The 12,449-nt window shown below is 67.3% G+C and carries 13 protein-coding genes and 1 tRNA gene; 9 read left to right on the forward strand and 5 right to left on the reverse strand.

Annotated features, from left to right (window positions below):
• Both U9978_RS21375 and U9978_RS21380 read left to right on the forward strand, forming a co-directional pair.
• On the forward strand, nucleotides 1-279 hold a 279-nt coding region (locus U9978_RS21375), incomplete at its 5' end, for a DUF5999 family protein (protein ID WP_322762932.1).
• A gap of 125 nt (nucleotides 280-404) precedes the next feature.
• Complete coding sequence (locus U9978_RS21380) at nucleotides 405-965, forward strand: phosphatase PAP2 family protein (RefSeq protein ID WP_322762933.1); 561 nt, start codon at nucleotides 405-407, stop codon at nucleotides 963-965.
• Nucleotides 966-1,029: 64 nt separating this feature from the next.
• Here U9978_RS21380 and U9978_RS21385 read toward each other — a convergent pair whose 3' ends face one another.
• Nucleotides 1,030-1,932 carry a hypothetical protein gene (locus tag U9978_RS21385; protein ID WP_322762934.1) on the reverse strand — a complete coding sequence of 301 codons (903 nt, stop codon included), beginning with the start codon at nucleotides 1,930-1,932 and terminating at the stop codon, nucleotides 1,030-1,032.
• Between the two features lie 523 nt (nucleotides 1,933-2,455).
• Here U9978_RS21385 and U9978_RS21390 point away from each other — a divergent pair.
• A complete protein-coding gene (locus tag U9978_RS21390) occupies nucleotides 2,456-3,235 on the forward strand; it encodes a pirin family protein (RefSeq protein ID WP_416211080.1) in 780 nt (259 codons plus the stop codon).
• A 100-nt stretch (nucleotides 3,236-3,335) separates the two neighbouring features.
• Here U9978_RS21390 and aceE read toward each other — a convergent pair whose 3' ends face one another.
• Nucleotides 3,336-6,089, reverse strand: a complete 2,754-nt coding sequence (gene aceE / locus U9978_RS21395; protein WP_322762936.1) for a pyruvate dehydrogenase (acetyl-transferring), homodimeric type — start codon at nucleotides 6,087-6,089, stop codon at nucleotides 3,336-3,338.
• A 325-nt stretch (nucleotides 6,090-6,414) separates the two neighbouring features.
• Between aceE and U9978_RS21400 the strand changes: the two genes are divergently transcribed.
• Both U9978_RS21400 and U9978_RS21405 read left to right on the forward strand, forming a co-directional pair.
• Complete coding sequence (locus tag U9978_RS21400; protein WP_322762937.1) at nucleotides 6,415-6,819, forward strand: YjbQ family protein; 405 nt, start codon at nucleotides 6,415-6,417, stop codon at nucleotides 6,817-6,819.
• 185 nt (nucleotides 6,820-7,004) lie between these two features.
• Complete coding sequence (locus U9978_RS21405) at nucleotides 7,005-7,442, forward strand: DUF3052 domain-containing protein (protein WP_322762938.1); 438 nt, start codon at nucleotides 7,005-7,007, stop codon at nucleotides 7,440-7,442.
• Between the two features lie 93 nt (nucleotides 7,443-7,535).
• On the opposite strand, the gene U9978_RS21410 is transcribed toward U9978_RS21405, so the two are convergent.
• On the reverse strand, nucleotides 7,536-8,189 hold the full coding sequence (locus U9978_RS21410; protein ID WP_322762939.1) for a DUF4234 domain-containing protein: 654 nt from the start codon (nucleotides 8,187-8,189) through the stop codon (nucleotides 7,536-7,538).
• Between the two features lie 403 nt (nucleotides 8,190-8,592).
• Between U9978_RS21410 and U9978_RS21415 the strand changes: the two genes are divergently transcribed.
• From U9978_RS21415 to U9978_RS21425, 3 genes are all read left to right on the forward strand, one after another.
• Entirely contained in the window at nucleotides 8,593-9,051 is a 459-nt protein-coding gene (locus U9978_RS21415; RefSeq protein WP_322762940.1) for a peroxiredoxin, read from the forward strand.
• Between the two features lie 354 nt (nucleotides 9,052-9,405).
• Entirely contained in the window at nucleotides 9,406-9,660 is a 255-nt protein-coding gene (locus tag U9978_RS21420) for a hypothetical protein (RefSeq protein ID WP_322762941.1), read from the forward strand.
• Between the two features lie 150 nt (nucleotides 9,661-9,810).
• Nucleotides 9,811-9,882 (forward strand) — tRNA-Val (locus U9978_RS21425).
• A 248-nt stretch (nucleotides 9,883-10,130) separates the two neighbouring features.
• Here the strand turns inward: U9978_RS21425 and U9978_RS21430 are convergent.
• Nucleotides 10,131-10,691, reverse strand: a complete 561-nt coding sequence (locus U9978_RS21430) for a GNAT family N-acetyltransferase (RefSeq protein ID WP_322762942.1) — start codon at nucleotides 10,689-10,691, stop codon at nucleotides 10,131-10,133.
• Nucleotides 10,688-11,950 (reverse strand): helix-turn-helix transcriptional regulator, encoded by a 1,263-nt coding sequence (locus tag U9978_RS21435; RefSeq protein ID WP_322762943.1) that lies wholly within the window; start codon nucleotides 11,948-11,950, stop codon nucleotides 10,688-10,690. Before U9978_RS21435 ends, U9978_RS21430 begins: the two co-directional genes overlap by 4 nt.
• 174 nt (nucleotides 11,951-12,124) lie before the next feature.
• On the opposite strand from U9978_RS21435, the gene U9978_RS21440 reads away from it, so the two are divergent.
• Nucleotides 12,125-12,388 (forward strand): hypothetical protein, encoded by a 264-nt coding sequence (locus tag U9978_RS21440; RefSeq protein ID WP_322762944.1) that lies wholly within the window; start codon nucleotides 12,125-12,127, stop codon nucleotides 12,386-12,388.
• Nucleotides 12,389-12,449 lie beyond the last annotated feature (61 nt).

The following is a 12,449-nucleotide window of genomic DNA, read 5'->3' on the forward strand; positions in this document are numbered from 1 at the left end:
CACCTACCCGGCCCGGCGGGCTGTCCTCACTCCCCGCCCTGCCCGCCCGCCGCCGGTTCCGACCGGGATGCGGCACGGGTCACGATCCGACACTGCGACCAGGGATGGAGCCTGCTGTGCAATGGTGTGATCTTGTTTGACGACACCGGGGAGATCCTGCCGACGGGGGGAACCATCGAACCGAGGCGGGGGCTTCCGAGCCTGGTGAGCACCGCGGCCGCGGCGGTCGTGACGCGCCACCAGACGGCCCTGCCGACGCCGCGTGGCCGCACCACCTGACGTGCCCGACCTGGCGCGCCGACCTGATGTGACCGCGTGACGCGATCTGCCATTCGCGGAGTCTCGCCATCCGAAGAGCACTGATCGTCGATGGGGCACGGCTGCTGGTTTCGGTCGTTTCCGCTGTGGACCGGGCCGTCTTCGCTCGTCTTGCCGGTGCGCGTCCGCTCCTCGACCCGATTCTGCCGGGCCTGTCCCGGGCCGGCGACCACGGTCTGCTGTGGTGGGGGACAGCGCTGGCTCTCGGCGTCAGCAGGGGACGGCGCAGGCGAGGGGCGGTGCGGGGCGTGATGGCCCTGGGGCTTGCCAGCGCGACCGCGAACGGGCCGGCCAAAGTGGTATTCCGCCGAGACCGTCCTGATCGTGCCGGCATACCGCTGCGTCGCCGACTCCGTCGGGACCTCACAACGTTCTCGTTTCCCTCCGGGCACGCCGCATCCGCGGCCGCCTTCGCGACCGCGGTCGCGATGGATGCACCCGTCGCGGCTATCCCGGTCGGGATCCTCGCGACAGCCGTGGCGTTCTCGCGGGTCTACGTCGGTGTCCATTACCCGAGCGACGTGTTGGCGGGTGTCGCCATCGGGGTATCCGCCGCCCTCGTAACCACCAGGATCATGCCTAGGCGGCCGTGCACTCCGGTGCAGGCACGCCCGGCGTCGACATGGGTGCCGGCGCCGACCACTTAGAGCGCCCGGCAATCGCGACGCCGCGTCCCCTATTGCCGGGCGCTCTAAGTCCAGCTGAGGCTTGCTACGAACGCCGCTCATCTGATGATCTTTCGGGGGGAAGATCTCGACCGGTCTGTCGCCCCTCGCCCCCGTGGCGGTTCTGGAGCGGGACAAGCGTGTGCAGCGGGGCTGTCAGGTTGGCCGCTGTATCGGGGTCGAGGATGTCCTGGACAAGCAGCGCGCAGGCGAGATCCGCGCACAGCTCCATGACACGCTGGTCCGCGTCGACATCCTCAAGATTGATCATTTTGCGGCAGGACGGGCACAGACGCCAGAACCCCTCGGCTGCGCTACGCCGAACCAGGGTCCAGACGCGACGGCGGCCGGTGCGTACCGCGCTGTTGAACGCCGTTTCCATAGCGTCCCGATGCTCGATCTCATCCCGGGTCAGTGCGGTGACGAGCAGACCGTCGTAGACCCGCAGGCTGTCGGCGTCGTGGCAGCGGCGTGCCAGTACCGGTAGCGCCGCGAGGACCCGTTTGACCTCGGAGCCGAAGGGGCCGAGGTCCGGCTCGTGTCCTCGGCCGCGGGGATAGACCGCACGCCACGGTCGCATCAACGCCGAGTACTCCGACCGGGCGAGAATCGGTTTGGCGTAGGCGGCGGCGACCGCGTCCCGCACCGCCTTGAGGGCGGTCGCGGTGATGCCGGGATCAACCGTCACATAGTCGTCGATGCCCGCGAGGTCGTCGGCGTAGATGGCCGAGAGCGCGTCGAAGGCGGCGAGAACCTCGACAACCAGCGGGGCATCCGGCGACAGCGCCTTGTCCCGCGCGACTGCGAGCTGTGGCGTGTTGCGCCAAGCCGACGCGAGTTGGCCGAGTTCCGCGTCGCTGGCGTGTACCAGCTGTGTGAGGATCGTCAGAATACCACGCAGGTTGGGGTGATCCTCCAGCCGGTCGATCCGCCGTGACCGCAGAATCATGGCTGTTTCCCCAGTACGATGCGCGCCACCTCACGGCCTCGCATTCATGCGGTAACACCGAGCGATAGTCATGTAGCTGACGACCGATGACCTCTGTTCCGCCGTGCTGTCGGCAGCCGTCACATCGCCTCCTCGCGAGGCACTCGCGGTGCGTCGGGGCCATCTGGCCAATGGCCCCGAGGGTGTTGGTAGGGGCAAAGATGACGAGATCATAGCTCTTTCGTCTGGGTGGCGGCCGCCCGGGGCTGTGAGGCCGCAGACGGTGCGATCAATGGGGCACATCCGAGCGTGAAGTGACCTCATGGGCATACTTCTCGCGTCGTGGGAGGCCTTTGGAACCTGCTGGTCGGGACCGTCCCGGCCGCGAGGTGAGGGCGATTACGTTGGACCATGGTCTGGCCGGCTGTGGGTCTGGCCGGATGTGCGTCGTACGCACTCTACGACAACTCGCCCGCTGATCGTAGCCGCACCGATGGTAGCGGACAGGGGCGCGTGGGTAACAGGAAAGGCGAAGGGTGGGACTGTGACTGATATCTCGACGTCGCGAGGAACGGCGATTGCCGTGAGGCGCTCCGACAGCCGGGCCGTGACCCGAAACCCGTGGCTGGACTCGCGCCACTCGTTCGCGTTCGGTCGCCACTATGATCCCGCCAATACCCATTTCGGCCTGCTGCTGGTCAGCAACGACGACCGTGTCGCTCCTGGTGGCGGCTTTGACACCCACCCGCACCGGGACATGGAGATCGTGACCTGGGTCCTTGCGGGTGAGCTTGTGCACACCGATTCCACTGGGATCAGTGGCGTGATCCGTCCCGGGGTTGTTCAGCGGATGAGCGCGGGTACCGGGATCATGCATGCAGAGATGAACGCGGCACCGTGCTCCGGGGTGCACCAATCCTTTCCAGGAGATCCCGGTACGGTTCATTTTATCCAGATGTGGGTGATTCCGGACACGTCGGGTATCACCCCTGGTTATGCTCAGATCGACGTGACCGACGCCCTCGCGACTGGCAGCCTGGTGGCGATCGCGGGCGGAGTCGGCTCGCAGGCGGCAGTTGGCATTCGGCAGAACAATGCTGTCCTGCACGGTGCGCGGCTGCCCGGGTCCGGCTGCGTGCAGCTGCCGTCCGCGCCCTGGGTGCATCTGTTCGTCACCCGCGGCACGGTCACCTTGGAGACCGCCGGCGATCTTGCAGGTGGTGACGCAGCTCGAATCCGAGGCTGCGACGGGCTCACGGTCAGTGCCCCGGCCGGGCCGGCGGAGATTCTGGTCTGGGAGATGCACGGATCCCTCGGCCGGTAGGCCACCAGCACGGGGGTCGCGACAGGGCCTGCTGCCGGCATCCCGGTACCGGGATGCCGGCAGTCACCTCAGGCGGGCATGCGGCCGGCCCTGTGGGGTCCTACTCGCGCAGCCCGTAACGACGGATCGCATCCTCGACGACGGCCGTCTTGACCGCGCCGTGGCGGGCCAGCGCCTCCAGGGTCGCCACCGTGATCGACTGGGCGTCCACGTGGAAGTGGCGACGCAGTGCCGCCCGGGTGTCGGAACGGCCGTATCCGTCCGTGCCCAGCGAGCTGTAGTCCTGGGGAATCCACCGCGAGATCTGGTCGGGGACCGCCCGCATCCAGTCACTGACCGTGATCACCGGCCCAGGTGCCCCTTCCAGGATTCGGGTCACATACGGACGGCGCTCCACCGAATCCGGATTCAGCAGGTTGTGCTCCTCGCAGGCGAGAGCCTCCCGGCGCAGTTCGTTCCAGGAGGTCACCGACCACACGTCCGTTTCCACGCCGAAGTCGTTCGCGAGCAGCTCCTGCGCGTCCAACGCCCACCGCATCCCGGTGCCGCTCGCCAGCAGCTGCGCGCGGTTGGGCACGGTTCCCGACCCGAGGTCCACCGGCGATCGGGCGGCCAACCCTGTTTGGGTGAACGGTCGGAACAGGTACATCCCGGCGAGAATCTGTGCCGGGTCGATTCCGGCCGGCTCGGCTGGCTGCGGGAAAGGCTCGTTGTAGACGGTCATGTAATAGAAGACGTTCTCGTCGCGCTCGCCGTACATCCGGTCGAGGCCGTCGCGGACGATGTGTGATACCTCGAAGGCGAATGCCGGGTCGTAGGCCACGCAGGCCGGGTTCGTCGACGCGAGCAGCAGCGAATGGCCGTCCTGGTGCTGGAGCCCCTCGCCGTTGAGAGTGGTTCGCCCGGCGGTGGCACCAAGCAGGAAACCGCGGCCGAGCTGGTCTCCGAACGCCCACATCTGGTCGCCGGTCCGCTGGAATCCGAACATCGAGTAGAAGACGTACACCGGAATCATATGGACCCCGTGCGTGGCATACGCGGTGCCCGCGGCGATGACCGAGCCCATCGAGCCGGCTTCGTTGATGCCCTCGTGCAGCATCTGGCCGGATTCGGACTCCTGGTAGGAGAGCAGCAGGTCGCGGTCGACGGCCTCGTAACGCTGCCCGTGCGGTGAGTATATCTTCGCGGTCGGGAACATGGCGTCCATGCCGAAGGTTCGGGCTTCGTCCGGAATTACCGGAACGAATCGGGCGCCTATTTCCTTTGTCTTTATCAGATCCTTGAGAAGGCGGACGAAGGCCATGGTCGTCGCCACCGGTTGTTTACCCGAGCCGCGCCGCAGGTCATCGAAGATCGACTTCGGCGGCTGGGGAAGGGGGCGCGTCCGTACGACCCGCCTGGGCAGCGAGCCGTCCAGAGTGGCCCGCCGTTCCTGCATGTACTGGATTTCGTCCGAATCCGGGCCGGGATGGAAATACGGCGGCAGGTCCGCCTCCAGCTCGGCGTCGGGAATCTCCAGATAGAGACGGTCGCGAAACTCCTTCAGTTCTCCCTTGCTGAGTTTCTTCATCTGGTGCGTGGCATTGCGGGCCTCGAAGTCCTTGCCCAGCGTCCAGCCCTTGATGGTGTGGGCGAGGATGACCGTGGGCTGGCCGGTATGCTCGGTTGCGGCCTTGTAGGCGGCATAGAGCTTGTGGTAGTCGTGACCGCCACGGGAAAGCTTGCGCAGGTCGTCGTCGGAGAGGTCCTTGACCATGCGGCGCAGGCGTGCGTCCGCGCCGAAGAAGTGTTCCCGGATATAGGCTCCGGACGACGTCGTGTAGGTCTGGAACTGGCCGTCCGGCGTCGTGTTCATCCGGTGCACCAGGACTCCGTCGGTATCCTGGGCGAGTAGCGGGTCCCAGTCGCGGCCCCAGACCACCTTGATGACGTTCCAGCCGGCGCCGCGGAACAGTGACTCCAATTCCTGCATGATTTTGCCGTTGCCGCGCACCGGGCCGTCGAGGCGCTGCAGGTTGCAGTTCACGACGAAGATCAGATTGTCGAGTTCCTCCCGGGCAGCGATCCCGAGGGCACCGATCGACTCGGGCTCGTCCATCTCGCCGTCACCCAGGAAGGCCCATACCCGGCTGCGCGACGTATCCTTGATCCGCCGGTTCAGCAGGTACCGGTTGAATCGGGCCTGATAGATGGCATGGATCGGCCCGAGGCCCATCGAGACGGTCGGGAACTCCCAGAAGTCGGGCATCAGGCGTGGGTGCGGGTATGACGGAAGTCCACCCGCCGCACCCTCCCGGCGGAACGCATCAAGCGCTCCGGCGGTCAGGCGGCCCTCGAGAAAGGCTCTGGCGTAGATTCCCGGGGAGGCATGGCCCTGGACGAAGATCTGGTCGCCAGAGTCGCCGCCGGGCCCCGCGGTCAGCTTGTCCTTGCCGCGGAAGAAGTGGTTGAATCCGACCTCGTAGAGCGCGGCGCTGGAGGCATACGTGGCGATATGGCCGCCAACGCCGTATTCCGGTCGATTTGCCCGGCTCACCATGATCGCCGCGTTCCATCGAATATATGCGCGTATGCGCCGTTCGATGTGTTCGTCGCCCGGGAACCACGGTTCCTGCTCCGGTGGAATGGTGTTGATGTAGTCAGTGCTGGTGAGCCCGGGCACACCGACGGCCTTCTCTCGGGCCCGCTCCAGCAGTTTGAGCATGAGGAATCGTGCCCGGCCACGGCCCTGCTCGTCGATCACCGCATCCAGGGACTCCAGCCATTCGCTGGTTTCGGACGGGTCGATGTCCGGCAACTGGCTGGGAAGCCCGTCGGTGATGACCGAGAACCTCCTGCCGCTGTCCTTCGCCACGCGTTCTCCCTGCCGTCGCTTGGTTGTTGTCCGCATGTTTGGTCGCGAGTAGGTCCCCTTCCATCGTGCTCTGTGTGGGCGGTCTCGTCACGCTCCCCCCCTCGTCGCCTGTCGGTCGGGATGAGGGTCGGCGGTCGGGATGAGGGTCGGCCGAAGCGGCGTCAGCCCGCCGGACCGGCCCCGCCCGCATCGCCGCCGCCGATCTGTCGGGGTCGTGTCGCCGGTGTGCTCGGCTTGTGGAACGGTTGGAGACAGCGGTTGGGACAGCGGTTGGGACAGTCGACGGTGCGGGCGAACGGTTGCAGGTGACCACGAAGGGCGGTCGATGGAGACGACGACGGTGTCGGTGCACACCGGCGACGGGGAATGTGTTTGTGATCTCACCGCTGCTGCGCGGCGGTTCGTCGCTGGTCGCGGAGACGGGTTGCTGTCCGTGTTCGTCCCCCATGCGACCGCCGGACTTGCCGTGCTTGAGCTCGGTTCGGGCAGCGACGCGGATCTTCTCGCCGCGCTCGCGGACCTACTGCCCACCGATCGCGGATGGCGGCATGCCCACGGCTCAAAAGGTCACGGACGGTCACACGTCCTGCCTGCACTGATCGCACCGTCGTTGACCGTTCCGGTCCTCGATGGTGGCCTGCTACTCGGTACATGGCAGTCGATCGCACTGGTTGATCTCAACGTGGACAATCCCGAGCGCACAGTTCGGCTCTCGTTTCTGTGCGGATGAGACGGTGAGAGCGACACCTTTGTCCACAACTACCGGCGTGGCACTTGCGCTGCCCGGGGGTGCTCCGGTGGACTAGGTCCACGGCGTGCGGGCAGTAGGTGGATCGCAAGGCCACCGTGCAGCCCGGCCGTTGCATGCGGACAGCGTGTCCGTGTGCGGCTGACACGAGCAGGAGGTTGTTGAGGGTGAGTCCGACCGCGGCGAACGCCGAGGGTCAGCGGCGTGCGGAACGTCTGGGTATCACGCCAGGGGTACTGGTTCAGTCGCTCAACGAAGACGATGACATCGCCCATGATCTTCTAGGTGCTGTCACCTCTGCCAGCGGAACGGAACTCGTCCCGGAGGATTCTGACGATGTTGTCGACGTCGTACTGCTGTGGTGGCGGGACGACGACGGCGACCTTGTGGAGGCTCTCATCGACGCGCGCCGCCAGCTGTCCGAGGCTGGGGTGATCTGGCTTCTGACACCGAAGGCCGGCAGACCGGGGCATGTTGAACCCAGCGACGTCCTGGAGGCGGTGCCGACTGTCGGCCTGGTGCAGACAAGCACCGTGAGCGTCGCCGCGGAATGGGCTGGAATGCGCCTGGCCGCACCGAAGTCCCAGCGGGTCCGGCACCGGTAGGGCTTCCTGGGTCCCTGGTCGCCAGCTGGGTCCGGTGGCGACCAGGGCCGGAGGGGGTTTTGACCGGGGCAGCGCGCAGCGCGGTGGGGCGGGTCAGCCGGGCAGGGGCACCTGCTGCCCTTCGACCGCGCTCGGGTACCGGTCCCAGATGCGGTTGATCTCAAGTTGGAGATTCAGCGGTCCGAAACCGAGAAGAAAGATCATGAACGCGACCCCGGTTCGCAGCGGAGCCAGGCCGGCCGACTGCTGTGCCTGGCGTGTGCGCGCGCACAACCGCCACACGGCGACGAGCGGTGGAACGATCAGGAGTACGCCAAGCGTCACCGCGAGTACTGAGAGGGTCGGATCGACCACGATTCGTCGATCGTACTCACTGAGTTCCTTGTTGGTCTTATAGATCCAGATGATGCTGTATATCCCAAGAGTGATCAGAGGCAGGCCGAATCCGGCGGCGAAGGGGTTGCGGCGCTTGCCCTGGATGCCGGCGTCTGTCGGCTGCGGGTAGCCGCTGGTGACGGCTGTTGCCGAGGCTGGGTATGCGCGGCTGGGCTGACCCTGGCCGGGCTGACGTTGGCCCGACTCAGGCGCGTGGGCCTGTGGCAGACGGGCTGGCTGACGGTCGAACCCGGATCCCTTGTCCGCTGGATCCGGGTACCGGGGCTGGCCGTACCCGTCCACGCGCTGAGGCCCGTCTCGCTGGTGGCCCCGATCGGACTGGCCGTACGGACCGAATGTCTGCTCGGTCACTGCGTTCCCCTGTTCCGAGTGCCGCCGGCCGGTCGGCCACAGATGATCACAAGTAGTGCCCCGGTGGGTCAAGGTTGGTCATCGCGCCTGGTTCCATCCGGCGGGGTCTGGGCCGCGTCCATGTCCGCATCCGGTCCGATAGCCGGCATGCCGACCGGGACCGAGGTAGCGGATTTTTCCCCGGAGCGATGCAACGGGGCAAATGTTACTGGTCGCGACATCGGGAAACGAGACTGCGGACACATCGGTTCCGCACGATTGCGGTGCCGGCGCGGACGTCCGGCTGGCCGTACGGGATGCCAACGCTGATCAAGTGGCATGCTGGGGGCGGGTGGCCGACCGCCCTTTCCCAACGTGACATCGCCTGCAACGTGACATCGCCTGCCGTCGAAAGGACTGACCAGTGGCCGTAGAGATGGGCACCGCTGCCCCAGACTTCACTCTGCGTGATCAGAACAACGAGGAGGTCACGCTCTCGGAGTTCCGTGGGCGTCGCAACGTCGTGCTCCTGTTCTATCCGCTCACCTTCACTGGCATCTGCCAGGGCGAGCTGTGCGCGGTCCGTGACGACCTTGCCGCGTTCCAGAACGACGACGTGCAGGTACTGGCGGTCTCCGTTGACTCGCCTTACGCCCACAAGGTGTGGGCTGATCGCGAGGGCTATGACTTTCCGCTTCTCGCCGACTTCTGGCCGCACGGTGAGGTGGCGCGCAGTTATGGCGTGCTGGAGGAGAGCAAGGGGTTCGCCGTGCGCGCGACCTTCGTCATCGACAAGGACGGCATTGTGCGCTGGACGGTTGTCAACGGACCAGGTGAAGCACGCGACCATGGTGAATATCTCAAGGCGCTCGCGGCCCTGTAATCCGCATCGAGGGAGCTGGTTGGCCAAAGGGTGTGCGATTGTGGTTTTCCGCGCACCCGGAAGCCTTGAGGGAGCTCGAACGCCCGGCAAGAGGGACGCGGCGTCACGGAGCTGGGGCACGCACCCCAGCTTCGCTTCTTGATCCAATTCTCTAGTGTCGGACGCTCTTAGTTGGCCGAAGGGTGTGCGATTGTGGTTTTTCGCGCATCCGGAGGCCTCGAGGGAGTTAGTACTCGCACGATGCCGTGTTTTCGTTGTCACATCCGCCAGACCGATCCCGCGCGCGGATCCAGTCCGTGGCGACGGGCGGTAGTCGAAGGTGAACAGGTTCTGTTCTGTCCGCCGTGCCAGCTGGTGACAGGATGGTCGGACATTCTTGACCGGTGCGCTGGCTGCGGCTCCACGCACCTGGCCAAGGCCCTGGGTGCCGTCTCGTGCCGGGACTGCGGCCGGGAGGTCTCGCCGGCCTCGGCCGCCGAGGATCTTTCGGTTCCCGATCCGCGGGTGTCGCGGGGGAGCGGACCTGGGCAGCCCGTAGCCGCATCCCCCAATCTCAGCGACGAGGTTGAGGCCGCCCTTGCACGGGTACTGGGCCGCGCCGTGACCTGAACGCCGACACCGGCTCGTCGACCTGACCGGGTGGACGTCACCGTCGGACGTCGCGGGGAACACGTGCCCGCGCGACGCCGGTTCCCCACGCCGGTTCCCCACGCCGGTTCCCCACAACGGCGCGATGTTGCGTACTCTTACGAGAGCCCGGGGCGCGTAGCTCAGCGGGAGAGCGCTCGCCTTACAAGCGAGTGGTCGCAGGTTCGATCCCTGCCGCGCCCACGAGCTGGTTTCGCATGCTCGTTGATCTTCGATCGAGCTTGCTACCAGCCGCGATGTCGCCGGGGGGCCGAGCCCCCCGAACCCCCCACGGTGCGTCTGCGGCGCTTCCGCGGCCCGGAAATCGCCCAGGTGTAGCAACGCACCTCAGCTCAGTTGATCGTCGAGCTTCCGCAACGTCGTACGTCGTACGTCGCCACGACGGACGACGTATTCGGAGGGCACGGCCAGACCGACGCCGCCACCGGGCCTCACCCGCCGCCGCGGGCCTCCCAGTCGGCCCGGCTGACCGCATACACGTTGTTGTCCTGCCACGGGCCGACCGTGGCGACGTCCCGGAAGACCATGCCGAGCTTGCGGGCAATGCCGTTCATCCCGGTGTTGCCCTGGTCGGTGACGGTGACCAGCTCGTCCACGGCCAGGGTGGTGAACCCGAAGGCGAGCGCGGCCCGGATCGCTTCGGTGCCGAGTCCTTCCCGCCAGCGATCCCGGCGGATCGACACGGCGACCTCGACCCCGGGCCAGCCGTCCGCGTAGTAGGTGCCGGCACGGCCGAGGAACTCGCCGGTGGCCTTGTCCTCAATCGCCCACATGCCATGGCCACGGAGCACCCACATGCCGATCAGATGGTCGACCAGACGGGCCGTAGCCGCCCGGTCGAACGTGCCGTTGAGGTAGCGCATCGTCTCGTCATCGGTGTTCATCGCCGCGTACGGGTCGATGTCGCCCGGTTGCCAGCAACGCAGGATCAACCGGTCGGTGACCACGGTCGGTATGACGATCGATGCCGGTTCGCCGTACGTCAGCATCACGCCGCCCCTCCGATGGGCGCAGCCAGCCGTCCGGGCAGCGCGCGGACCTGGTCGCGGTAGTCCCGCACCGCCGGTAGGTTCTGCCAGGGTGTCAGTCCGGCGGCAACCTCCCGGGCCTTCACTGCGACGCTGGACGTCGGCCGGTCCGCGAGCAGCGCGACCGCCCGGCCCGCGACCGCCGCCGCCTCATCCGGGATCGGCCGGTCCCGGTTGGCCAGGGCCGCGGCCAGGCTGAGCAGCGCATGGCCCTGATCCTCGAAGCCCAGTCCGTGTGCCTGGGCGAGTCCGGCGCGTGCGATCGGTTCGGCTTCCTCGCCGGCGCCGACCCGCGCGAGTACGCCGCCGGCGAACACCTCGGCCAGGTCCGGGCCGAACGGTGACATGCCCGGCCGTGGACGCAGGCCGGCCGCGTCGCGGTGCATCCGGGTCAGCGCCTCCCGGGTTGACCGGTCGTCCCCAAGTGCGGCGTGGGCGCGCGCTTCGTAGGCGGCAAGCCGGGCCGCGGTGTACGGGTGCGGGAATCGTTGCGCGGCCGCGACCGCGACCGCGACGGCCTCTTCATACCGGCCGCCGTAGAACGCCAGCGTGGATTCCATCTCGGCGACGGACGCGGCCAACACCGGTTCCTCGGCATCCTCGGCATGGTCCCCGGCCAGGGTCAGGAACCGTCGCGACGTGGTCGTGTCCCCCATGTTGAATCCCAACCGGGACAGCATGTAGGCGCAGGAGCCCGCGGCGACGGTGAGTCGCCGGTGGGCGCGCAGGCGGGTGGCCTCCCGAAGTCGGCCCTCTGCCTGCCGCCAGGTGTCGAACACCTTCGGGGCGAGCACGTCATGCGCGGTCGTGGTGAACAGCGCCGCATACTGATCGACCTGGTCCTCGACTTCGGCGACGGTCAGCGGGTCCGGACCTGTTGCCGCCCACTGCCGGTAGGTGTCCGCCGCGAGGATCCCGGCCGCGGCCAACTCGAAGACTTCCCGCCGGTCCGTGTCCGCCGCCTTCCGCAGGCCGTAGCGGCGTGCCTGTTGCTCGCGGCGGGCCTCATCTCGGAGCTTAAGGAGTTCCCCGCCTGCGGCCAATGCCGTGTCGATGGCAGCGACAAGATTTTCCGACGGCACGTTCCGGCCGGACTCGGCCTGGCAGGTGTACGCCCGGTCAAAACCGATCTTGTCGCCTAGTCGTTTCTGGGAGAGACCAGTCGCCAGCCGCAGTTCCCGGATCCGGTCGGCTAACCGCCGGACCGCCATGCTCTCACCCATCGCGGTGTGCCTCCCGATATCCGGTACGGGGGTAACTGTTTGTTACCCCCGTAACCCCCCCTGCGGAGCGGCGATCTTTTACGTCCTGCCGTCACCCCACCCGCACGGTGTGTCGTACTCGTGTCGGCACGATAACCGGCCGGCCACGCAGGCAGCACACGAACGGGGGACGTCGTGATACCACCGTCGCCGAAGACCTACGTCCGCCGGCTGGTCGCGTCCGCCGGGATGGACGCCACCCCGCCGGGCGAATCCCAGCCGGCCCGTGCCACCCCGTACGTGGTGGTGGCCCTGAACGCGGACGGCCAGCCGGACCGGGCATTACTGATCTTCCCGACGGCCGCGGACGCCGACGCACACGCCCGTCATCACCAGATCGGCGACTACCGGGTCGTGCCCGCCTACTTCTCCCACGTGAACCCCCGCCGGGGGACCTGAGACCGGAGCTCCCCGGACCGGTCCGTGCCACCCGGGGAGCTCCGTCACGAACGCGCGCCGG

Source organism: Protofrankia sp. Cr2, assembly GCF_963555885.1.
GTDB lineage: Bacteria > Actinomycetota > Actinomycetes > Frankiales > Frankiaceae > Protofrankia.

What these genes read in the sequence shown, in the direction of transcription:
- U9978_RS21385 (WP_322762934.1), bottom strand. Translation starts at nt 1,932, where the DNA reads ATGATTCTGCGGTCACGGCGGATCGACCGGCTGGAGGATCACCCCAAC.
- U9978_RS21400 (WP_322762937.1), top strand. Translation starts at nt 6,415, where the DNA reads ATGGAGACGACGACGGTGTCGGTGCACACCGGCGACGGGGAATGTGTT.
- U9978_RS21435 (WP_322762943.1), bottom strand. Translation starts at nt 11,950, where the DNA reads ATGGGTGAGAGCATGGCGGTCCGGCGGTTAGCCGACCGGATCCGGGAA.